Origin of the sequence: Zobellia sp. 1_MG-2023, assembly GCF_030549125.1 — a bacterium.
GTDB lineage: Bacteria > Bacteroidota > Bacteroidia > Flavobacteriales > Flavobacteriaceae > Zobellia > Zobellia russellii.
In genome coordinates this window covers 21,261-44,055 of sequence record NZ_JAUOSY010000003.1, presented here as the reverse complement: position 1 = coordinate 44,055, position 22,795 = coordinate 21,261, and the positions used below count along the sequence as shown (strand labels likewise).

The 22,795-nt window shown below is 37.3% G+C and carries 19 protein-coding genes; 1 reads left to right on the top strand and 18 read right to left on the bottom strand.

The window, feature by feature from the left end:
* From Q4597_RS07565 to Q4597_RS07480, 18 genes are all read right to left on the bottom strand, one after another.
* A complete protein-coding gene (locus tag Q4597_RS07565; protein ID WP_303405616.1) occupies nt 1-1,776 on the bottom strand; it encodes a type VI secretion system Vgr family protein in 1,776 nt (591 codons plus the stop codon).
* Nucleotides 1,777-2,182: 406 nt separating this feature from the next.
* The gene (locus Q4597_RS07560) at nt 2,183-2,725 is read right to left on the bottom strand and encodes a hypothetical protein (protein ID WP_303405615.1); all 543 of its coding nucleotides are present in this window, start codon (nt 2,723-2,725) and stop codon (nt 2,183-2,185) included.
* A 134-nt stretch (nt 2,726-2,859) separates the two neighbouring features.
* Nucleotides 2,860-3,438, bottom strand: a complete 579-nt coding sequence (locus Q4597_RS07555) for a hypothetical protein (RefSeq protein WP_303405614.1) — start codon at nt 3,436-3,438, stop codon at nt 2,860-2,862.
* Between the two features lie 13 nt (nt 3,439-3,451).
* Entirely contained in the window at nt 3,452-4,918 is a 1,467-nt protein-coding gene (locus Q4597_RS07550) for a hypothetical protein (protein WP_303405613.1), read from the bottom strand.
* Nucleotides 4,915-5,604 carry a PAAR-like protein gene (locus Q4597_RS07545; protein ID WP_303405612.1) on the bottom strand — a complete coding sequence of 230 codons (690 nt, stop codon included), beginning with the start codon at nt 5,602-5,604 and terminating at the stop codon, nt 4,915-4,917. The genes Q4597_RS07550 and Q4597_RS07545 overlap by 4 nt, the downstream gene beginning before the upstream one ends.
* The gene (locus tag Q4597_RS07540) at nt 5,597-6,484 is read right to left on the bottom strand and encodes a hypothetical protein (protein ID WP_289064272.1); all 888 of its coding nucleotides are present in this window, start codon (nt 6,482-6,484) and stop codon (nt 5,597-5,599) included. Before Q4597_RS07540 ends, Q4597_RS07545 begins: the two co-directional genes overlap by 8 nt.
* A 28-nt stretch (nt 6,485-6,512) precedes the next feature.
* A complete protein-coding gene (locus Q4597_RS07535; RefSeq protein WP_289064271.1) occupies nt 6,513-7,565 on the bottom strand; it encodes a DUF2931 family protein in 1,053 nt (350 codons plus the stop codon).
* 90 nt (nt 7,566-7,655) lie between these two features.
* The gene (locus Q4597_RS07530) at nt 7,656-9,440 is read right to left on the bottom strand and encodes a DUF2235 domain-containing protein (RefSeq protein WP_303405610.1); all 1,785 of its coding nucleotides are present in this window, start codon (nt 9,438-9,440) and stop codon (nt 7,656-7,658) included.
* A gap of 14 nt (nt 9,441-9,454) precedes the next feature.
* Nucleotides 9,455-10,411 (bottom strand): DUF2931 family protein, encoded by a 957-nt coding sequence (locus tag Q4597_RS07525; protein WP_303405608.1) that lies wholly within the window; start codon nt 10,409-10,411, stop codon nt 9,455-9,457.
* A gap of 106 nt (nt 10,412-10,517) precedes the next feature.
* Nucleotides 10,518-12,329: a type VI secretion system Vgr family protein gene (locus tag Q4597_RS07520; RefSeq protein ID WP_303405606.1), complete on the bottom strand. Its 1,812-nt coding sequence runs from the start codon at nt 12,327-12,329 to the stop codon at nt 10,518-10,520.
* 310 nt (nt 12,330-12,639) lie between these two features.
* Nucleotides 12,640-14,499, bottom strand: coding sequence for a hypothetical protein (locus Q4597_RS07515; protein WP_303405604.1), 1,860 nt, complete (start codon nt 14,497-14,499; stop codon nt 12,640-12,642).
* A 62-nt stretch (nt 14,500-14,561) separates the two neighbouring features.
* Nucleotides 14,562-14,993 (bottom strand): GPW/gp25 family protein, encoded by a 432-nt coding sequence (locus Q4597_RS07510; RefSeq protein WP_215439424.1) that lies wholly within the window; start codon nt 14,991-14,993, stop codon nt 14,562-14,564.
* 58 nt (nt 14,994-15,051) lie between these two features.
* Nucleotides 15,052-17,517, bottom strand: a complete 2,466-nt coding sequence (locus tag Q4597_RS07505) for an AAA family ATPase (RefSeq protein ID WP_303405599.1) — start codon at nt 17,515-17,517, stop codon at nt 15,052-15,054.
* A 7-nt stretch (nt 17,518-17,524) separates the two neighbouring features.
* Nucleotides 17,525-18,034, bottom strand: coding sequence for a type VI secretion system TssO (tssO, locus tag Q4597_RS07500; RefSeq protein ID WP_303405597.1), 510 nt, complete (start codon nt 18,032-18,034; stop codon nt 17,525-17,527).
* A gap of 8 nt (nt 18,035-18,042) precedes the next feature.
* Entirely contained in the window at nt 18,043-19,185 is a 1,143-nt protein-coding gene (locus tag Q4597_RS07495) for a hypothetical protein (RefSeq protein WP_215914421.1), read from the bottom strand.
* A 10-nt stretch (nt 19,186-19,195) separates the two neighbouring features.
* A complete protein-coding gene (locus Q4597_RS07490) occupies nt 19,196-20,062 on the bottom strand; it encodes a TssN family type VI secretion system protein (protein WP_289040001.1) in 867 nt (288 codons plus the stop codon).
* Nucleotides 20,063-20,068: 6 nt separating this feature from the next.
* Nucleotides 20,069-20,974 carry a hypothetical protein gene (locus tag Q4597_RS07485; protein WP_303405594.1) on the bottom strand — a complete coding sequence of 302 codons (906 nt, stop codon included), beginning with the start codon at nt 20,972-20,974 and terminating at the stop codon, nt 20,069-20,071.
* 2 nt (nt 20,975-20,976) lie between these two features.
* Nucleotides 20,977-21,603 carry a C40 family peptidase gene (locus tag Q4597_RS07480; RefSeq protein ID WP_289039999.1) on the bottom strand — a complete coding sequence of 209 codons (627 nt, stop codon included), beginning with the start codon at nt 21,601-21,603 and terminating at the stop codon, nt 20,977-20,979.
* Nucleotides 21,604-21,658: 55 nt separating this feature from the next.
* On the opposite strand from Q4597_RS07480, the gene Q4597_RS07475 reads away from it, so the two are divergent.
* Complete coding sequence (locus tag Q4597_RS07475) at nt 21,659-22,678, top strand: PKD domain-containing protein (protein WP_215914418.1); 1,020 nt, start codon at nt 21,659-21,661, stop codon at nt 22,676-22,678.
* Nucleotides 22,679-22,795 lie beyond the last annotated feature (117 nt).

The window sequence follows — 22,795 nt, the reverse complement described above, 5'->3', positions numbered from 1 at the left end:
TCAATTAAGATTTAAAAGTCCGCCTTTGATATTTGTCATGGTCGTGCCATCTGCATCTAGAATACCATCACTTTTCAACTTAAGTTCGGCGCTGCCTTCTACTTGGGTACTAGGTGCGGTCATTTCAACTTTTGCAGCACTATTCACGGTTACCTTAGATGTGCCGTCGGCCAATACTTCCTTAGAATTTATATTTACATTATTTGAGCCATCTATATTGACAGTCTTGGATGCTATTATATTTATTTCCTCTGAATTGAGGGTTAGTTTTTTGTTCGCCGAGATTGTAATTTCTCCCTTTCCGTTCATTACTACCGTGTTACCATCGGCATCGGAAATGGTTACGCTCCCGTCTTTATCGTTCATAATAACCTCGTTCCCACTACGGGTTTTTATTGCCTTGAGGTCATTGTCAGAATTATAATAATCACTTTTAGATTTCGTATTGAAGCCTGCACTTATTACATAAGGTTTTTCAGGGTTGCCTCCCTCAAAACCTACCAACACCTCTTCGTCTTTTTCCGGGATAAAATAGAACCCTTTTCCATTACCAGCGTAAGGAGTAGTCATTTTAATCCACGGTGTAGTTGTAGCCATTGGTTTTTGCCATGGGAACTGTACTTTTATCCTACCTAATCCTTCAGGATCGGCATTGTCTAGTACAAGCCCGCGTTGGTCGGCAGCCCGAGGCATAGCAAAGCTATTAGAATAGGGTAAGTGTTCGGTACCTTCGGGTACGCCCTCAAAGGAATTACTGTAATGTCCGCTATGGTCAAAACGGTGCACCACTTTTATAATATCGTAAGATCCGTAAGGGTCTTGGTTTTTTGGGTTCGAAAAATTAAGTCCGTTTAATGAAAGCGTATCGCCTACTCGCAAAGCTACTATCTCAGAAGTACCTGAAGCGGTAACCATACCCGATGCCCTTCCAAAGGTGTTTACCTTAGCAGCCGTATCAAGGCCGGATTGGGCGCTATATTCATGCTGGCCCATAGTATAATCGTAACTACTCTTTTTATTAAATACAGTATCCGATTCGCCTTTGACAGGGGAGAGGTAAGGATGAGATGAATTAGCTATGTGGGACGTTGAACTTGCTTCCAAAAGCGTGTCGTTTACCCAATCATGGCCTTTAATATCAAAAACTTGTTCTTTCAACGAAGTGGATAGGTTAAAGGAAAGTACGTCAACTCCATATACACCATTCAGCGTAGTGCTATCTTTTCGCCCTATGCAAAAATCCCGGCCGTTGTGATAAAGCCATACCCCGTATCGACTACAGAGTCTTTGTAAGAATGATAAGTCGCTCTCGTTGTATTGCACGGTATACGGTAATGTAACATCGGTACCTGTTCCTATGCCTTTTTTAAGAATATCGGTGGAATGTCCTTTTAAGGTGTCTTCTATTACTTGTGATAGCGATGTGCCCTCATCATAACTGAAGCACTGTACTGAATTGGCCAGCAAAACGGATGGTCCATGACCAGAAATTACAAGGGTGCCCGCTGCACCGTTTCCTTTTTGAAGGTCTACATTGGTGATAATACCTGTAAATTCCATTAGGCCCGAATTAAGCCCAATAGACATTTTCTTGCCGATGTAGCCCAAGGCATTTTTCATAAGAGGACCGGCATAGGTCTCTGTGGCATGGGCCGGAAAAGCGATACGGAAAGTACTATGGCCACCTATAGCCTGTTCTACGGAAACGGAATAACCAGATTTTGGAAGAAAAGCATTACCATTTAAAATAAGCTTGATCTCTACGATTTTAGACATGCGGTTGTGTTTAAGTGGTTTAAGGTATTTAGAATTATACGAGTTACCAAAAAATCAGAATTGAAATCGATGAACGGCATTTCGTACAAGTACTCTTTTTACATACGGATGAATGTAGGGTAAGGGATGGCGTGGGTTTTAATTTGTAAACTTAAAAAAGGAAAAGAAATAAAATAAAAAACAGTTGGGTTGATTCTAGAAACTATAAAAGCTATCTAAACATTGAGGTAGCTTTTATGCTTATTTATTACCGGTGTCATACGCTGCGGTAAGAATTACAACTACTAGAGGAATAATAAAAAGCGGCCAGGCTGGACTTACTATATTTAACTGGACGGTAAGATAAGAGTGTGTTGGCTGTATAAATTAACTTTGAAACATGTCAAGATACAGTATTAAATTACAGTTACTTTACTTTGTAATAGTTGGTGGTAACCAAATTGATCGACTTTACATTTAAAAATCTAAAGTCCAAAAAAAACTTAACACCTGTGGTTTTCCCTGACCCATTAAATTCTTGTACATAAACAGGGATTTCTTTCTGCATATAAAATTTCATTCTCAACGTTATTTGGTCTATTGGCAGATTTGTAGAGAATTTGTATTCCTGATTTTGGTAAATGATGGGGATATAAAAGGTTGCTTTAAACCTAGTGATAGTTTCCTGTTTATGGAACCTTTTTCTCATGCTATAGTTGTTTAAACCAGTGCCCCTATAAAAAGTAGAATCATCTGGGTTTAACTCTGTACCATAAACATCTACGGGTACGCTTTCATTATAATTAATGCCATCTACAATTATGGTATCTGTATTAACCTCAATACGTTTTAGTTTTTCTAACAAAGCTTTGGTCTGCCAAGTTTGTTTTTTTAGCTGCCAGCTTGATATCCATTTGATAGTGATAGTTACCAAAGCAAATAACACGATAGAGAATATTATTTCTTCCATTGTTGGATGTTGAAAGTCTTAAGTATTAAGAACAATTACTACAGTTCTACTTCTTTCCTGATGCTTGGATATTTTTTTTAGTATAGAAAAAACTTTAAATTATTTATTATAAACAAACGGACTAGTGGAATCATTTAATACTCTACCGATTTAGTCTTTATTCTAAAGCCAGTTTCAGAGTTTTCATCTAAAAATAAAAAGGAAAGACTATCGTTCTGTAAAAGATTGTCAAGCAGTTCTTTATGTTTAGCTTCCAATTCTGATACAGTACCAATGTTTAAGCTATCTTGATTTAAACGCTGTATATCTTTCATGTAGGGCTCAAAAAAAGCTTGTTTTGATTTTGTGGTATCCACATAATGTTTGGTCCTGACTCTATACGGATTGGTTTTATAACGATCAATATAAATATCTTCAGAATTTTTTAATTTCTCAAAACTTTTATCTTTTCTTAGGAACAATCTAACTGGTTGTCCTTCCATTGTGTTACCGTAGTTGTAAGAAAAGCGAACCAGTTGTTCCTTTTTGAATCTATTGTTTTCAATATCAAAATTAAATGGGATGCTTACCGCTGATATCGTATTCCAACTCTCATTATAATGTAAGTAAACATCTTCTGTAGATGGCGCAAAAGTTATAGTAATTGGTTCTTTGGATGTATCACAGCAGACAGTAAGTATAGATATTACTATTAAAACGATTGTTTTTTTCATAAAAGATTATAAATTAGATATCAAAAAATATAGTTTCAATTATATCAATTTCATAGCCTTTATTTTTATTATGTACGGATCGGTAAAGTAAGGTTACATCCTTATTTTCATCATATAATTCGTAATCAAATTCCAATAATTCGTCCATTTTCCGAAACTTTCCTTCTAAAAGTAAATTGGCAGACTTTTTCGTAATTGATTTGAATTTCCATTTGTTAAGTCTGTGGAACCAACTGCCTACCTCTGCCATAGCGGCATCTAAACCTTGAAACTTCGCTTTATTAATTTGCCTTTGGATATCTGCAGTTAAGGTAGCATCATCTTCATCTTTTAATTGTTTGATCATTAAACCGGCAACGCCATTTAATAAAGAGAAAGCTGCACCAATAGGTCCGAGTCCTCCTACACCGGGAAAGGATAATGGGTTCTCAAAATCCAACCCATCGCTAACACCAAATTTAAATAAATCAAATAAATCAATTGCAGTTCCAGTATTAGCACCTGTTTTTTTCATAAAACCTACTACTTTCATTTTTGCTCCGGTTTTCCCATAAAACTGTAAAGTTCTTACGCCATTGTTCTTAATTAATTTTTTAAAATCATGATGTTTTAATTCCTCAATTATTTTTGGGTCTTGTGTATAAATGTCGTTAAAAATATTTGGGGAATACGGAGTGTTTTGTGCGGCAAATGTTGCTTTGTCAAATCTAGCCAATGCCACAGAACTGATTTTTTTTTCTAAAAACTCTGTAGTACTTCCAATTGCTTGGTCTTTAATGATTCCCCCCATGTGTTCTAAAACTTCTTTTTGATTTTGAGTTTCATCTTCAAATTGTGGGTCTATACTCTTGTTCTTATCTAGTTGAAAATGCGCCAAAGGATTTCCGTCATAATCAAAAAACTCAGGCATATGATACCCGTCTTTAAAGGGTTTAATATAGAGGCTCCTATCATTTTGTTCAACTAGTAGATAATGTTCTTTCTTATGAGGAAGTTCTGTTTTATATTTATTTTCATAAGTAACTTCCCAATATAGTTCTATTTGCTCATTAGAGAATCCCAAAAAGTTCTTATCGTCAGCAATTAATCCTTCCCAGCCCTCATCTAAGTAAAGTTCAACAAAACCTCTGTTATTTTTTATTCTAGCAGTCTTTATTATTTCTCTTACAGGAAATTTTTTGTCATCTGGATCTAACCAATCCAATCCTAAATAAAAATCACGGTCGTAAAGCTTTAAACTAACCACTTTACCTTCTAACCCTTTAGTCGTAAAATGAAAGTATACCGTATCGCCCAGAACCGCTTTTTTTATAAATTCATTTCCTGCTTTATCTTTTTTCCAATAGCCTTTTATAATTTCGGGATTTTCTTTTGGAGACATTTGCAATTTTTGGTTGCTAAAATCGAAAGTTCTACCGCCAGCTTCTACCTCTAAGGTAAGTACCCTGTCCCTACTTTCTTGGTTTGTTGTAGTGCTCATACATTGTCGGTTTTTTCATCGTTCCAATCTTCAGCGGTTTCAAAAGGTTTTAGATCGGCCGTACCATCGGCTTTGACCGTACCGGAGAACACGATGGTATCTCGGTCACCATCAATTGTTTGCCCTTCTTTTTCTTTTACGGAAATCTTGATATTTTCCCCGGGATCCAAATTTTCGGTCTGTACAAAAATAGAAGCTTTTTCTCCATAGGCTAAACTGTCTATTTTTTCTTTTCCGCTTTCGTTCATCCAATGGCTTTTTAAAACCTTTGGAGATTTATCGTTACCCAACATAGCTCCTGGTATAGTCATGGCTATATTTTTGAATTCTTCCATGACACTGCCGGCCGTATTGATTTGCATGGGTTGTAATATGGTGACCATACCCCCCGTGGCGCACATACACTCCGAATCTTCGAACAAGAATTTTTTGGTCTTGCCCAATGTGGCTTTTTCCGTGGTTTTCGTCCATTTCTGTAGAGCGGGAACGCAAGGTAAATAACTGCTACCAGAAGGTTTTAGTTTGCACTGGCCAAAGGTCTGTGGAATCTGAATATCCATATCCGTAGCCTTGAACTGACCCTGAATCTTTACTTTTTTATTTTCGGTAACCCTAAGCTTGGCAGGGGTAAAGCCTTGGTCACATTCTAATAGTGCACCATCTAATACATATATTTTACTACTCATCTTTCTCTAGATTAAAGTTAATGGTGGTTGATTTTGTATAGATATCCTTAATGCTGAAAGAATATGTTAAATGTCCCTCCGTTATCAGACCTATTCTGGGTTTGACCTTGTAGAAGCCATCGTAGTTGAAATTCAAAGAATGCTTACTGCCTTTAGTCACCAGCAGGTCCCCGAGAAACACGTTCATTTTCTCTAATGGAAATAATTTGTCTTTGGTGTCCAGTTCTGCCGAGGTTGAAATAGTTATGTTCTGGAACAGCAAATCTTGTTGGGTAATCGTTTTTTGCTCCAGTATTGGAACATCAAGATTATGAATACCGTTACTAAGTATCTTTTTATGTTTCAGAGATTTTTCTGTATTGAACTCCTGATAGAAAAAATTGGAAAAAAAGAAGTTATAGAAGTTATCGTTTCTATATATTTTTTGAATGTTCTCGGTTTGCATCTGCCAATCAAAATCACCGATAATAGTGTGTAGATCCGTAAAGGAATCTTGCAATATACCCTTAAGTTTATGCCATTTTTTTTGGACATCCTCTATATTGATGATTCCTATGAACTTATAGTTTTTGCTGACTTCAAGAATTAGTTCATCATTGATCTTGGCAACGTTTAGCGCTAATTTTTGGGCCTTGGAAGGTTTGAATACCGGCCTGTTTTTGTCATCTAAAAAGAATCTACGTTGTATACTGCTTTTATATCTTAAATTACCTTCTTCGGTAGTTCCAAGATATTGAAGTGTAAAAAATAGAACTACACACGAATGTTCTGTTTTTTTGCCCTTGGCCACTACATTTTTGATTTCAGCAGTATAACCACGTACTACAGACTCTCCATTGAGTTCTATTATAGATGTGTATGATGTTTGGGTTTTTAGCATTAAATGATTTTGTAATAATCTGTTATATTTAATTTGATGGATACATTTTAATGGCTGCCTTTTCAATTAAAATGGTGTCATTGGCACTCTCTAGGCTGATTTTCAAACTAGTATTGTATTTATCGATTTCCAAAACTAAGTCTGCCTGTGTTGTTTCAGGATTATCGTATACCGTTTTAAAGGCATTCCAGATTTCTTTTTCCTCAAATTTTATTTTAGCACCGTAGCCATTATTGTTTTTATCCTTCCAATGAAACCAAAAACTTTTAGAAGGGGGATAATGCTTAAATTCTTTTAGAATGGGGTTGTCCACACGTACCAGATAAGTTTCGCCGTTGTAAAATTCACTAGAAAAATCTACAAGAACTCCGTCATCCTTGTGCTTAAAAGTAGGTTTCCAAAGAAAGGATTGCCTGTAATCCGTCCATTTACCTATGGGAATCCCTTCCTGGGCTCTGACTTTTTTGGTTTCATCTGAAAAATAATTTTTTACATCTTGTACATATTCGTCACGGCTCATAGAGGAATGAGGTGAAAAATCTCCCATGGCCACTTCTGTTTTTATCGCTTGGTAATGCCCTATTTCTACACTGGCACCCGCACCCATAATCCAAACGGATACAGCACCTCCCGGGGCCAAACCAACCGTTAAGTTATCATAAGTTTGTGGTTTTCCTTGTTCGTCTATATATCCTTGTTCAAACAGTCCTGTTATTTTGTCTTTGGGCAAATTAAAATCTCCAAAATAAAATTGATTTTCAGTATAGGATATCCAAATTATTTTTAATTTATTAGGAACGGGCTTAAAATTAGGCCCGGTGACCCAAGTAGAGCCAAAGTTTCCCCAGCCGTTGGAAACCACACCACCACTGGGAATCATAATATAGTCATCGTTCTCGGCTATAAAACTACCTTGATAAATTCCTATAGGGTAATGCTTAGGGGCAGATTCGGTGGGTAGCCATTCAAATGTTTTTAAAGCTGATGCTTCTAAGTTCAGGGTTCTCTTATCTTTTCCTATTTGCTTACAACAAACAAGAATTAAACAGAAGCATACAAACCCTAATTTTTTTAGAAACATAAATTTTTATTAGTTTCGTCATGAAGATTTAGCAAATGTCCAATTTTTTTTTACTGGTTTGCTCCTATTTCAAAAGCTATAGTTGAGTTTTTAATTTCTCGGAATAAACTTATTAAGTGGGGTTATTTCAGGTACTTTCTGTATTTCATCTATTTGCTTTTGGTAAATAGTTTTATTTCCTTGATATTTTTGGTTTTCTGTTTTTACTTTTTTGTGTCTGAACTCATAATATTGTAATGGAACCATTTTAGGAGCTCTACCAGTATCAGAATAAATTTCCCTTGCTCTATAGCTACCGCTCCACTCTGGTTGCATTCCTATGCTGTCCATATTATGAAAGTATTGAGCTGAAAAATGGAAATATTTATTACGTAACGATAATAAAATGTTCCGGTCTTCCTCATTGCCATAAAAATCTAAGGGTTTGCCACCTTCAAAAACATACTCTCTTAATCGTTTTTCTGCCATTGCAAGAACAGGATCATCTGAAAATTTAAATTCTTTCTTAAGTTGTGTTAAGTTATCTTCTTTGAAAACTTTTTTGTCAAAAAGTTGTTTTCCCATAAAATGTAGGGGGATATAACTGTATTTGTTACTAATTTTTTCCCTATTTCCATATAGGATTTTGCAGGAGTCGTCATTGATACCGAGTAAGGTGGTTAAATCTAAAATTTCTTCTCGAATAGTTAGTTGTTCTTTATCATACCATCCTTGTTCTTGGAGGTATTCATAGTCTTTTTTAAACCTTTTTTGACTTGAAGAGCTAGAGGTGGCAAAGTTTAAAAATATATTCTCTTCGGGTTTATTGTGCTCGTAGCAACCACCAACGTCTGAGTGTACCCCAGGCAAGTATTTTTCGACTCCTTTACTTCCAGCACTGCTAATATCGGTCAGGCTAAATTTAAAACGATGTTCGTCTGCTGCTACCAAGTGAAAGGTGTGCTGAGCATGTTTAACGGCGCTCAAACCTAGGTCTTTAACATCGTTACTTTGAATAAGGCCATGGGAGGCTACGGAGTCAAAAAGTCCAGCAAAACGTATTGTGGCATTTTTTACCTTTATGTTGTTTTCTACAAGAAATTCCCCTAAAAAACCACCATCTGCCTTATATGTTTCTTCGGAATAGGTTATCATTGTTGAATAGGGTGTCATAGGAGTGGTTCCCGCATGTGCTACAAGCTCCTTGAAGTCCCCTTTCTTTTTATGTATTTCATGAAGAAAATTACGGGCCGCTGCAGCACCACGGCTGAAACCGAAAACATCAATGGTCAAATGATTGATATTTTTCGTAATTTTTTTTGATATTAGTTTGCCACATTTTTCACAGCCTTTTTCGACCTTGTCCCTAATGCCCGTGTTATAGAACTTCCATAAAGCGCTCATGCCTGTGGCCATGCCCGGTATGTCATCATCTTCGTAATCGGTAGTGCCAATACCTTCTATATAGACTTTTTCAAAGTAATTTTTCCCTTTGTCGGTATCCTCATAAAATTGCTCTAACCTGGCAACATTGCTCAGGTCATTTTCGTAACTACCGGTTCTATTCTTATGAAACCCTTTATTTTTATAAATATCTACACCTGAGGACCAAATATCAAATTTGCGATACTTAGCGGCTATCTCATTTTTATCTTCACCCAGTTGTTTTCCGTTTTCCCTTTCTTCATATAGTTTTCTAGCCTTCGTGTTTTTACGGTTATTTCCGGTACCGTCAAAAAATACCCCAATGGTTATATTTATGGCATCATCCTCTATCATTTCCTCATAGTCGGAGTCGCCTACATGTACCGGTGCGGTTTGAACCTCTATGCCATTTAAGACATTTTTAACTTCTTCCGCACCTACACTTTGTGATGATAATCCTATTTGACTCATTTTAGACTATTTTATTACCGTTGTAGATATACATTTTTTCGGGCCTTGACAAGCTCTATGGTCTGGGCCTCGTTTTTCAGGTAAACCTTGATTTCGGAGTTGTATTTATCGACTTCCACCATAAACTGGGGATGAGCGCTGTTTTCTTGCTCGAAAATATGTTGGAAGGCCTCAAAGGTTTCCGTTTCGTCCAGTTCTATAATGGCTCCGTAAAGGGTGTCAGCTGCATACCAATTCGGTTTTATATATTTGGGCACTCCCCAGCTCCTGTCTTCGGTCAGTATGGGGTTCGGTTTTTTTATAAAAAAACGCTCACCGTTATAATATCGAACCACTAAATCTAAGAACTTTTGATTATCATTGTTAAATTTAAAAATCGGGTGCCATGTGTAGCGCTTTCTCCATTTGTCCCATTGCCCAAAGGGAATATTGTTTACATCCAAGGCCGCTTTGGCGGTTTCATCCAATGTCGATAGCTGAAAATCTATGAAGTCGTCGGTGTCCTTATAATCGGATGAGGGCATATACCTTTTGATGTCGATAGGCGGTATTTTTTCCGCTTGGTAGCGTCCTATCTCCAGTTCTAGGTCGCCTCCGGATATCCATACCACTGCTACGCCGCCAGGAGCTACACCAACTATCAGTTCATCATAGGTTTCTTGTTTATTTAAACGATTTTTATAACCTGTCTTGAACAGGGAATCAATTTTTTCTGAGGGTAACTGGAACTTTCCTGTGTAGGACTGCCTTTCTGCCAAGCATAGCCAACTAATGCTAAAGGAGTCGGGTACGGGCTTAAAATCCTCACCGCTAACATGTGTGGTACTGGTCATTCCCCAAGTGCCCAAACTTAAGACACGATTATTTGGTATATATACGCTGCCCCCAGGATAGTAGAAGCTACCATTTATAATATAGGCAGGATAAAAACGTGCCGCCGTTATACCAGAGGTGTATTCATATTTGTTCATAAACAGATTGCTTTGGCAAGCTGCAAGGCATATGCAGCCTAGAATAAAAACGCCTAAGGCGCCTTTTTTTATAAAATTCTTTTTTGTCATCTAATTGGGCGTTTTGCTACTCCCCATACTCAATGGAATCACCACTTGCAATGGTAATCTTACCACCGGCATTGGTTGTTATCCCGCCGCTGGCGTCCGTAGAAATTTCTTGGGCCTCTTGCTTGTAGGAGCTGCTGATGATTTTAATGTCTTCGCCAATTTGGTGTTCTTCGGTATTGGCCATTAAGGTGTAGCCTTCGTTAATGCTTTCGGTCTTGTTGGCCCCTACGCTAATGTCTAGGTTTTCCTCAACGTTAATCTGCATGTTTTTGGAATTCAAAGTCATGTTTTCAGCTGCAGTTATCGAAATATCATTGTGTGCCGAAATAGTAATATCATTACTGGCAGTATTTATATTGATGATATTCTCATTCTTATCTGTGATTGTAATACTCTCCCCTCCATCGGTATCGTTCAGTTCTATGGTATGCCCACTTCTTGTTTTGATGGCCTTGATGTTATTGTCGGCATTTGCAAAACCGCTATTGGCACTACTGTTAAAACCGGCGCTGAGTACAAAGGGTTTTTCAGGATTATCGGCCTCGAAGCCAACCAAGACTTCTTCCTCCTTTTCGGGGATGAAGTAAAAGCCTTTATCGCTACCTGAGTAGGGTGTGACCATCTTGATCCAAGGGGTACTGGTGCCCATGGGTTTTTGCCAAGGGAACTGTACCTTGATACGGCTCAGTCCTTCCGGGTCTGCATTGTCCAATACCCAACCTCTTTGCGCGCCCGATCGGGGTGCTGCAAAACTGTTGGAGTAGGGTAGGTGTTCCGTACCTTCTGGTACGCCCTCAAAAGAATTACTGTAATGTCCGCTATGGTCAAAACGGTGCACTACTTTTATAATATCGTAAGATCCGTAAGGATCCTGTTTTTTCGGGTCCGAGAAATTAAGGCCTTTTAATGAAAGCGTATCACCTACGCGCAATGCTACAAGTTCGGAGGTTCCGGAAGCTGTAACCATACCTGATGCCCGCCCCAAGGTGTTTACTCTGGCAGCGGTATCCAAACCGCCCTGAGCACTATACTCATGTTGGCCTATAGTGTAGTCGTAACTACTTTTCTTATTGAACAAAGTATCGGATTCACCTTTTACGGATGCATGATAAGGGTGGGACGAACTGGCCGCGTGGGAAGTTGAACTAGCCTCCAAAAAGGTGTCGTTTACCCAATCGTGTCCCTTAATATCAAAAATTTGTTCTTTAAGTGAGGTGGATAAATTAAAAGAGAGTACATCTATTCCGTAAACACCGTTAAGCGTGGTATTATCGGCTTTTCCAACACAAAAATTCCTGCCGTTGTGGTATAGCCAAACTCCATAACGGCTACAGAGCCTTTGTAAGAAAGAGAGATCGCTCTCATTGTATTGAACGGTATAGGGGAGCGAAAAATCCGTTCCCGTTCCCATGCTTTTTTTAAGAATATCGGTGGAATGTCCTTTTAGGGTGTCTTCTACCACTTGAGATAAGGATGTGCCCTCTTCGTAGCTTAAGCATTGCGCCGAATTAGCTAGTAGAACTGATGGTCCATGCCCTGAAATTACCAGGGTGCCCGCTGCACCGTTTCCTTTTTGGAGGTCTACGTTGGTGACAATACCCGTAAACTCCATTTGGCCCGCATTTAGGCCAATAGACATTTTCTTGCCGATATAGCCCAAGGCATTTTTCATAAGGGGGCCTGCATAGGTCTCCGTGGCATGCGCTGGAAAAGCGATACGAAAAGTGCTATGGCCGCCAATGGCCTGTTCTACGGAAACGGAATAGCCCGAATTTGGAAGAAAAGCGTTACCGTTTAAAATAAGCTTGATATCAACAATTTTAGACATGCGGAGGTTTTTAAGCTGATTAAGATATTTAGAATTGTACGGGCTACCAAAAAATTAGAATTGAATTCGATGAACGGTATTTCGTACAAGGTTTATTGTATATATTGATTTTTGAGATAAGAAATCCCATTATTTTTTATTATTTGAACCGAAAATACTGTTGAATATGCAACTGATTTTCAAGTCATTTTTTACAGGCTTGCCCATTTTGGCCAAACACCAATTAGTAACATATTAAACAGAAAAGAACAATAAATTTATCTTACTAACCAATATTCAACGTAAACGGAGATTGGCTTATTGTATATTTCTAGGTATAGAAAACCCGAAAAGGCAAAACATTGGCCGATCTGGTTTTTATTCCTATAAGTAACTCCTTTTTCAAGTGCTCCCAATCTGTTTCGCTATAATCCGCATCTGCACTCCGGGTTATATGAATATCAGTGGTGGGGGTATAGCCTACGCTGTTGTTCTGTGAAACCATAACTCCTTTTTCTACGGTTACCTTTTTAATGGCATCCTTAAAGACGGCATAGCAATGGTGTATAATATCCTGCCGTGTTATAATACGTCCTCTTGATAAAATCTGTTCCCTGTAGGCATAAATCTTCTCGCTAGGGTTGGGTTCGTCATGACCGCCCAAGCTACCGGTTATAAACACTAATGTATCCGGTTTAAAAGCGGTTCCCGAGTACTGAAACAATTTACTGTAAGGGTTTATTTTGTTTGCTTTTTCCCCTGTAGTCGTCCAATAATCGGTAAAGACAATTTTGTCCCTATTCTTCTCTACACTATTTCGGTTTACTATTAAATAAGGAATTTTGTGTTTTCTGAAATTGCGCAGTTCTATCTGTTGCTCAATCCGTGAAACAATCTGTTTAAGGTCTTTTAAGTTTGAATTGATAAAATCATCGCCCATGGCCGAAAAAGCTACGCTGTCTTCTTTAAGTAGGTCTAGCGTGTAATTTAACAGTTCCGAAGCATCTCGTTCGTCAAATCTGCTCACACCACCATAACGCAAATAGGCTTGAGGTCTTGCATCATCCTTTTTGTTCCTATCTCGAACATAATATTCGTTTCCGCTATCACCCAGTACGTTTTGGACATCTAGAAAGAAATCGTCTCCAGATTCCAATGGAATGATATTAAAGTTGGGCTGTAGCCTTTTATTAACATTGTGCAATTTCTTATTCAACGCAGGAAAACAATTCACGTGAAAATGTAGGTTGTCCAGCATTTCGGCAGAAACCACTGTAGAAAATTCTATTTTAATCCATAACAGCGGAGTAGTAAGAGCATCAAGATCTTTTTGCTTCATGAAGGCCTTGAAAGCTTCAGGGTATTTTTTTAGCTTTCCTTTTATGTCAATACTTCCTTCTACGGTGTAAAAATGATTTCTATAGAACTCTCTTACGTATTCCTCGTAAAATTGAATCTTACTTTGAATGCTTTCGTTAATGTAGGCGCTATAATCGTCTTTAACGATTTCTCGCTGGGCATACCCTTTGGATACATTTAATGATTCCCCGTTTATAGACCAGTCCGCAATACCTAGGTGGTGTACCAAAAGCTCTTTATTTGCAAAATTTAGAAGGTCAAAATAACACAGTAAATCATCAAGAGTTTTTACACCAGGGGCGGGCTTTATACCAATATAAATACTCGAGTTTTCTGTGCTACCTTCAAAATCGGAACTTTTAAGCCAAGGTGTGGTCCGGTGATTTTGGTGCGAGACCACTTTATTGGGATAAGCAATATAATTTAGTTCGCAGTTGTTTACGGTAAATTCACCCGATGGGCAAAAGAAAAAATCCTTAAAATCTTCCTTTCCGCTATCTCTGAACAAGGGCATTCTTTTTCGGTGAAAGAACTGGCTTCGTTCATTGATTACCATTTTATCATCAATAGGCAAGGCATGCATAATGGCATGCGCTGGCTTAGCGGTTACTGATATTTCTGGGGTAAGGAGGTCTACCAAACGTTCCGTGACTTTGGTACGGCTCGTTTTTATGGTATCTGAAATACGTTCAAACTCATGTGCACAGGCATCAAAAAGAATACCCACAATAGGATCAAAGGAGTATTCTATTTCCATATCGTCCACACCCCAATGATCTGCGGCCCTGCGAATAAGCCTATCTTTTATTTCTTCTTTTGTAAGGCTTTTCATTTAGTTACGTTTTTGGCTGATAATTGAATTTGGATTTTTCGCTATCATTTACTGTGTGGTATCTATTTATAGGATAAAGGAGCTAAATAATAATCTCCATTGAACGTAAAAGGTTCATCTGTTTTTACAATGGTTCCCTTAATAGTTATATAGAGGTATTTTTTTAAACGTACCTTATTGGTCTTTGATGATAGGCTTTCCATCAATTCAATATTCAAGTCTACGTTAGACAAACGTTTTTCATAGGTTTTGATTTGTTTGGTCAATGACTTTTTGATTCTTTCTTTTAGAACGTTGGTATTGACTAAAAGGTCAAAATCTGTTTCCCATATTTCACTGCCAAACTGCTCATCAAAAGTATATTCTTCAAAATAGGTGGTTATAATAACACTTATGAACTGAGAAATAGAATCTTGGAGCGATAGTTTTTTAAGCTCTTTTTTCTCAAAAAAACGCTTAAAATCAAATGGTGCTTGGTAATACGGTTTCGCCATTGTTTTAAAATCAAATACGATTAGTACTGCTTGCTAAACTACATAGAACGGTATCTATCTACTTTTTTATTACTTTAAAGTCAAGGTCACCTTTTTTTAACGTAATTTTTACCGTTTGTGGTGCCTTTATCTCTCCAGAGATAATCATTTTGGACAACGGCCTTTTTAGTTTATTACGAATAACGGCCTTTAACGGTCGTACCCCATAAGTAGGGGAGAACCCATCCAAAGACAAATGGTCTTTGGTTTTTTTGTCTATTTCCAAGGTGATTCCCAATCTTTCTGTGAGCACCAATAATTCTTTTTTCAAATGGAGGTCAAAAATGAAAGGGGCATTTTTTTCGGAAATTGGAGCAAAAGGCACAATTTCAGTGATACGGCCTAAAAATTCAGGTCTAAAATAATTGGACATAATCTCCAATAACTCATTGGATTTAGGGATTTTGCCTCCTTCAATAGACTTACTAATAAAATCTGAGCCAATGTTGGAGGTAAATAGGATAACGGCATTTGAAAAGTCTCCTACCTTTCCTAAACGATCGTTTAATTTTCCTTCATCAAGAATTTGTAAAAACACATCAAAAACGGATTGATGGGCTTTTTCAATTTCGTCAAAGAGGACTATTGAATACGGTTTTTGGCGAATTTTGTTCACTAAAACTCCTCCTTCTTCATAACCTACATATCCTGGAGGCGCTCCATATAATAATGCTGCAGAATGCTCTTCTTTAAATTCCGACATGTCAAAACGAATAATGGCGGTCTCATCGTTAAACAGAAATTCTGCCAACGATTTTGCCAATTCCGTTTTTCCTGTTCCGGTAGGCCCTGAAAAGAAAAATGAGCCAATGGGCTGCCCACCTTTTGAAAGTCCGGATCTAGATTCTATAATTGCTTCCGAAACCGTTTGTATGGCGTTATCTTGACCAATAACCCGTTTCTTTAACGTGTCTTCCATTTCTAACAAACGCTCTCTTTCCTGGCTCTGTACTTTACCGGCCGGAATACCCGTAATACCAGCAACCATGGCTGCTAGGTCTTCTTCGTTTACTGCTGTTCGTTTTTCTTTTGAATGGTCTGTTATACCTGAAAGTATTTTTTTTATGTAAGCCGATTTCTTTTCATAGGTAGGTAAACGTAGGCTATCTTCCGTATCAAATTTGCCCGTTACAATTGGGCTTAATCTGTTTTTTAATTCAATATAGACCCAATCTATAGCTTGGATTTTGTCCGATTCCTGTTGTTTTTCAGTTTCTGACTCTATTTCAACAAGTTTGGTGTTCAAATCTTCCAAATCGGTCGGTAAAGATTGCGTAGAAACATTTGCTGCGGCCATAGTTCTATCAACCAGGTCCAAGGCAGAATCTGGTAGGCTTTTTTCTTTTAAATACCGTTTTGATAAACGAATGGATTCCTTTAAGGCTTCATCATCAATATCAAGCGCATGATGTTCTGTATAGGTTTGGCCCACACTTTTTAGTATGCGAAAAGCCATTTCGGAATCGGGCTCTTCCACAGTAACAGATTCAAACCTTCTGTTGAGTCCATCATCATTTGCAATGTGTTTCCTGTAATTATCCGCAGTAGTTGCACCTATCAAAATGACTTCCCCTTTGTTCAATTCTGATTTTATGACGTTTAAAATGCCTTGGCTGGCACTTGCATCTTGTAATAACACATGAAAATCATCAATGAACAAAATAGGTTTTACCAAATTTTTAGTTTCGTTAAAGATGCTTTGCAAGCGATCTTCTACCTCGCCTTTATAGGATGCACCCGATAGTAATACGGCAGTGTCTATTTCTAGTAAACTGGCTTCTTGTAAGGTGCCTACAATTTTTCTGGAATAAATTTCTTGGGCCAGATTGTTAATTAAAACGGTTTTGCCCACGCCGGACTCTCCTTGGACCATAACATTAGGTTTGGATTTTCGGCTTAAAATCTCGGCAATTTGCTTTAACTCACGATCACGATTAATGATATGATCATAATCACCGTTGGAAGCTTCAACAAGTAGATCGTTGGTGTATTTTTTTAGGATATCCGTATCCGGAGTAAAGTCACTAGTACTGTTGACGACTTTTTTGTTTGAGCTACCGGAGGTGTTGATTCCCGCCGAAAAACTATCGAACAGTTCCGAACTACTTACAGGCAGTGATTTTACTTGGTCAAAACTGAAGCCTACTCCAGGTGTAATTGCAGATATGAACAAACAAACAAGATCAACATCAGATCTGTTCAATTTGGTTTGTACTTCTTCCGCTTCAACAAAAACCATCTTGGCCTCTGAACTAGCCTTTACCGATAAGGTACGACTAGTACGTTTGGGATGGGATTCCATATTAACATCGGCCCATTCTTCAATAAAATATACATCTACTCCTTTTTCATGTAATATACGGAGTAAAGAAAGGTCTCTGTTTAATGAGGCCTTTATTAAATGTGCGGGACCAAAACTTTCATGTTGATGCTCTTCTGCAAGTTGCGTGGCAATGTGTATAGCTTTCTCTAGTTCGGTATTCATGCAATGGTTAGTTTCGGTTCATACGTTTAGCAAGATCTAATGCGGTATTGAGTCTGCTGATTTCTTTTTCATAATCTGCAACTTGTTCCTCAAGCTCATTTATTTCATGTCTTGCACTTTCTACCTGTTTTAAATCTCTCTTGGCATCTACAAGTTTATTATAGGTCAACACCAAATTCTCGTACATACTGCGATCGTCCAAGGAATCTTTTGGAATATCACTTCTAAGGTCTATTAAATTCTTGATGATAGATTGTTCTACAAAGAACCAGCCTTCTTTTACCGTGTCTAGAGAGTCTATTTGTTTGTCTACGTCCTCTAAGGCTTTTATGAATTTCTTTTGGTAAAGAAATTCATATTGCATTTTTTTATTGTCCTCACGTAATACGGCATTTTCTTTCCACGGCAGTTTATAACTGTAGAAAAATGCGGTAAACAGAATACCGACCGTTATGGCGAACATTAATAAAAATAGTAGAAAAGAAGAGGTTCTTTCCTTTTTGTTAAGTATTTCCATAGTATGTTTTATTCAGATAAAAACGAAGGCTTGTTTGATTTATCTTGTTTGTTCTGTACTATATTTTCATTTACGAAAATTCCCATATCCCTTCGTTTTCCAATATAATCTACTTGTGTTAGTACAGTAAGTAAACGATCAATAACGTTCATAAAACCAGTAGCTAAAAGTACATTTTGGTTTACATCGTTATGATTGTATTGCATATTGATCACATCTGTAAATATCTTTTCATAATCACCTCCTTTTAGGTCGGTCCATTCTCCAAAATAATTAAAAAGTTCTTCTTTGTTTTGTGGAGAGGAGACATCTACGGCTCCTTTAAAGACTCTTGCAAAACTTACTATGATCTGTAAAAGTTCTTTAGGATGCATGTCATATTCTTCCCATTTTATCTTGGTAATCTGTTGTGCGAGATAGCCATAGGCTTTATCAACGGCCAAGTGCATGGCATCTGCAATAGGATTGTCGGTCTGCTTGGCCATTATCTTTTGAACGATCAAGATTGCATTTCGCTCCGTCATCTTTACAAAGTTCTCGGCGTCATTATAAAAGTCTACTAAACTTTCATGAGCACCTAGAGTTAAACTGGGAGGAATATAGTCTGTTGCAATGGATAGGCTTTTACCTTCTTTATGAATTTTGGCGATCGGTAATTGGTTGCCGGATAATCCTGATTTTGCCAAATCATCACTTGTAATAAAAGTAAAAAATTGACCATTGGTTAAAAATGGATGCCTTGGAGGCATTTCTTTAGGGTCTTGCTCTCCAAAAGGTATGGTTTTCTCCGTATCTAAGTTTATGAGTAAAAAACCCTCATCCAACTTATTGTCGGCCAATTCATCAACAACAATTTCTTCTTTTACGGATGGTGTATTTTCCGTAATTTCTATTCGGTTACCGTTTGGGGTAATTGCCCGTAATTTTTTGATGCTTACTTTTAGGCTTTTGTGAATATCTAGATTAATAGCATATTCATTGTTGCCATTAAGATAGGAAGCCAAGAACCCATGACCGTATCTGCCTTTACGAACCACATACGCATCCTTTATGCTGTTTTCGGCAAAATTTTGAAGGCTTTCAAAATGCTCCTTGGAGATTTTCATGCCATCTACCCAATTGATTTTAAAATTTTTGATATCCTCTATCATGATGTTCTTTTTATATGCGTTGGCAAATGACTACATCGCCATCTTTTAGGTTATTATCTTCTACTGTAAGCTCTGAATCAATATGTTTAGAAGCCCCATACCACTTAGGTTTGCTATAAAAATACCAGCCGTGCGGGTCATCGGACGTGTCAGTAAGTTCTATTTTTGTGGTTGCTTTTTTGGCATTGTAATCATTAATAAAAAAATAGAACAATCTACCGAACTCCATATTTTTTGGAGCTTTGGCCTTAAAGCTAGTCATATTTCCGGCTTCGGTGTTTTTATAGAACATGAAGTTGAGTATAATCATGTTCTTTAGCTCGTAATGCTCCGGTGTGTCATATTTTTTCTGAAGAGGGTAATACCATTTTGTGTATAACTTTACAGGAATGGAAACGGAATATTTATAGAGTACAAAAAAGCTAGTAGGCACTGTAAATGCGGCCATCGTTAAAAAATAATAGGACAGATACTGCAAATCTTGATAGTGTGCTGCAATCATGATTACAGGAACCATTACAGCAAAAGAGGTAATTATCCCGAAAAGTAATTCTTTAAGACCCTGGTTGGAATCGAATTTTTCAAAGAGATAGCGATAGAAAAATACATGAAGCCCGCCCATAATTGTAGCAAAGGCAAGCATCCAGAAATAACGGAACATTACTGTAGACTGCCTTAAGTTGTATATAATAGCTAAAAATATACCCATTACCGCAATTAACGCCGCAAGGTAATAGTAGTATTTTTTCCTTCTTTTTTTGAACCCAGGGGTTTTTCGACCAATTAGGCCAAGTGCCAACAAAATAAAGACCAAGACAATCGCAAAAGGAATCAAGGCCTCTATGTTTATAAATCTCTTTAGGTAACTTCCAATCATAGGGGTCTAAATTGTAGCGGATACTCCAAGTCTTCCGGAATATACATCTTCACTAATCACAAATTTTCTTTTCTTCTCGGCCAGTGTAAATTTTATTTCAAAATCGGCTTCATAGGGCAATGTATGTTCTAAAAAGAATTGAATTAGCGTATTAATTTTTCCATTTGGCATGTAATCAACTATTTTATCAGGTCTTCTAATGTTATTGATGATAAAAATGTATTTTGGAAGAAACGTAACCGGTTTTCCTTCTGTTGCCATGTTTATGCCCAATTGCCACGGTTCCTGTTTGGTTTCCGTTGCTATTGTGGCGTAATCCTTCTCAATTATTAACTGTTCTTCAATAATATTTTCCAAAACTATTTTTAACAACGGTAAATTACCTGCTATCTTATACATGAAGGGCATAGTCTTTAAAATCTTTGCGGCTATGCTCCCGGGAATTCTTGAGTCTATCTGCCATAGATTCAACAAAAAATCTACTAATTCTGGGCTACCTAAAGATTTAAAGGTAAGGTCTTCTGCCGATTCTATAGCAACCCGCTGCAAGAAAAACTCAGTTTCCAGAGGGCTGAAAAACTTTCGCGCATTTTCTTCCTCAATTTTCCTTCCGTTGTAATCGGTAACCATTGTTTCCACATAAGGTGTACTAGAATAGGTGCGATGAAAAAAACGTTCAGGAAAAATATTGTAAAAACTTCTACGGCTAAGTTTAACCTCTAAAGTGTTTTTTTTGTCTAGACTTTCTTGTATTGAGGTAATGTCCTTACTAAAGCGTCTTTTGAAAAAATCAGAGAGGACAATATCTAGTTCGGTCTCTTCATTTAAGTAAGAAATAAAAGTTTCGGCCTTTAGGTCAAAATCAAGGTCAAATAACTCATGTCGTATTTTATCTGGAGATAAGGGGGTCATTTTTAAAGGTTTTTTAGCAAGCGTGCGCCAGAGACGAACCTATCTTGCCAATATTTTGAGTTCAAATCAGCAATTTGAACTCCAGTAGGGGAATTTGAGCCTGTAAATTTTCCGTTTTGAAGGTAAATGCCCACATGGGAAACCACTTTATCCTCATCTTTTAACCTAAAGAAAAGTAAATCTCCTTGCTGCAAAAACTTTTGACCGGAAAAGTGTGCTTTAAGATCCAAATTAAATTGTTCTATGGAAGTTCTTGGGAGCTCAAAACTATATACTTTTTGATAAATATCCCTCACGTACGCAGAGCAATCCACTCCACTTTTGGTAGTACCGCCCCATAGGTAAGGTGTGTCCATCCATTCATTTATACTGGCATATAGTTTTTCGTTTTTAATTTCTTCGTACGGGATTTCTAAAAGTTCGGAAAAATGCAATCTTTGTTCTTTGGTAAGGTATGAAGGTTCAACAGTAACTATTTGTTTGTTATCTTGTGCTTCTTTTTGGGCAGCTAAACGTTTTGATTTTTCTATTTCTTGTCTGTAATACTCGCCTTGTCCCGCTACCGAGGATTTATTGGCACAACCGGCAAGCAATGCAATAATTAAAAGAAAAGACAGTTTTAATTTCATATTAAAAATCGTACATTTAATTGAAAGGAAGAATGGATAAAATTAGAGATTAATTATGAATAATAAAAGTATTAAAACTCACTTTGATAGTAACGTGTTTATCACTTTTTTAGTATTGTTATTTGCTGGATTAGCCCTTTTTTCTTTTCGTTTGAACAGTGAGGTAGATTGTAGTAATGTAGATTTTGAGATTATTTCAAATTCCTACACTACAGAGGATTTAATAGAGTTCAAAAGTACAGATGCTTCAGGGTTTAACTGGACGTGGAATTTTGGGGATAATGAACCGGAAGCGTATAGGTCCGATGTTGTTCATCAATTTAAGAAACCCGGTAAATATTCCGTTTCCTTAAAAATGAACGGCGAATGTGTAGCTTCACGTGAAATAGTAATTTCCAAAGACAAAATAATACGTGATGCAAAGCTCATACCTAATATTGTTCTACCAAAAAAAGTCAGGGTAGGAGACGAAGTTGAATTTTTCAACGATTCTAAATTTGCCACTTCATGGCAATGGAGCTTTGGCGAAACTGCAGCAGTAGATGGTAATGACAGAAGGGAGAAATATACTTATAAAACTCCTGGCGAAAAAACAATTTTATTGGTCGTTAATGGTGATCGTAGACATGAAGCTAAACGTATTTTAACTGTATATCCTTCAAAAAAGAAAGAGCGTATTGGTAGAAGCAGAAATGCAAGTGCCCCTATAGAGAATGTACTGGCTACAATTCCGGAAGCGCCAAAAGAAGAGGAGCCTGTAGTTGAAGATAAGGATAATGTAGATGAACCACCTTATATTGAAATTTCAAGTGGAGAAATAGAGGATATGTTATTAAGGTACTCGGTAAGAAATCTTGATGACATTAGTATTCGGAATTATTTTTGCGTAACGAATATTCCCGTTTTCAATAAAAGCGGAGATCGCTTTACCGTTAGTCAGTTCTTTAAAGCTGTTCGAGACGTTAAGATTGAGATTAAGAGTCTTAAACTGTACAGGGACAAGAAAACAGGTTGCATAAAAAGTATGACTGTAGATATGCGCACCAAAAAAGGATTGTTTTGGAAGAATTTTTAGTGAGCGCATATAAGCAAGCGCAATCATAAAAAATGTATTTGACGCACAAATTTTGTTTAAACCGATAAATGGTGGCTGATTTAGTTTTTTTGATAAAATTGGATAATTTCTTTTCTG

Bases quoted from the DNA above. Each gene is read 5' to 3' on its own strand.
- Q4597_RS07565 (WP_303405616.1), bottom strand. From the start codon at position 1,776: ATGTCTAAAATCGTAGAGATCAAGCTTATTTTAAATGGTAATGCTTTT.
- Q4597_RS07560 (WP_303405615.1), bottom strand. From the start codon at position 2,725: ATGGAAGAAATAATATTCTCTATCGTGTTATTTGCTTTGGTAACTATC.
- Q4597_RS07555 (WP_303405614.1), bottom strand. From the start codon at position 3,438: ATGAAAAAAACAATCGTTTTAATAGTAATATCTATACTTACTGTCTGC.
- Q4597_RS07550 (WP_303405613.1), bottom strand. From the start codon at position 4,918: ATGAGCACTACAACAAACCAAGAAAGTAGGGACAGGGTACTTACCTTA.
- Q4597_RS07545 (WP_303405612.1), bottom strand. From the start codon at position 5,604: ATGAGTAGTAAAATATATGTATTAGATGGTGCACTATTAGAATGTGAC.
- Q4597_RS07540 (WP_289064272.1), bottom strand. From the start codon at position 6,484: ATGCTAAAAACCCAAACATCATACACATCTATAATAGAACTCAATGGA.
- Q4597_RS07535 (WP_289064271.1), bottom strand. From the start codon at position 7,565: ATGTTTCTAAAAAAATTAGGGTTTGTATGCTTCTGTTTAATTCTTGTT.
- Q4597_RS07530 (WP_303405610.1), bottom strand. From the start codon at position 9,440: ATGAGTCAAATAGGATTATCATCACAAAGTGTAGGTGCGGAAGAAGTT.
- Q4597_RS07525 (WP_303405608.1), bottom strand. From the start codon at position 10,411: ATGAACAAATATGAATACACCTCTGGTATAACGGCGGCACGTTTTTAT.
- Q4597_RS07520 (WP_303405606.1), bottom strand. From the start codon at position 12,329: ATGTCTAAAATTGTTGATATCAAGCTTATTTTAAACGGTAACGCTTTT.
- Q4597_RS07515 (WP_303405604.1), bottom strand. From the start codon at position 14,499: ATGAAAAGCCTTACAAAAGAAGAAATAAAAGATAGGCTTATTCGCAGG.
- Q4597_RS07510 (WP_215439424.1), bottom strand. From the start codon at position 14,993: ATGGCGAAACCGTATTACCAAGCACCATTTGATTTTAAGCGTTTTTTT.
- Q4597_RS07505 (WP_303405599.1), bottom strand. From the start codon at position 17,517: ATGAATACCGAACTAGAGAAAGCTATACACATTGCCACGCAACTTGCA.
- tssO (WP_303405597.1), bottom strand. From the start codon at position 18,034: ATGGAAATACTTAACAAAAAGGAAAGAACCTCTTCTTTTCTACTATTT.
- Q4597_RS07495 (WP_215914421.1), bottom strand. From the start codon at position 19,185: ATGATAGAGGATATCAAAAATTTTAAAATCAATTGGGTAGATGGCATG.
- Q4597_RS07490 (WP_289040001.1), bottom strand. From the start codon at position 20,062: ATGATTGGAAGTTACCTAAAGAGATTTATAAACATAGAGGCCTTGATT.
- Q4597_RS07485 (WP_303405594.1), bottom strand. From the start codon at position 20,974: ATGACCCCCTTATCTCCAGATAAAATACGACATGAGTTATTTGACCTT.
- Q4597_RS07480 (WP_289039999.1), bottom strand. From the start codon at position 21,603: ATGAAATTAAAACTGTCTTTTCTTTTAATTATTGCATTGCTTGCCGGT.
- Q4597_RS07475 (WP_215914418.1), top strand. From the start codon at position 21,659: ATGAATAATAAAAGTATTAAAACTCACTTTGATAGTAACGTGTTTATC.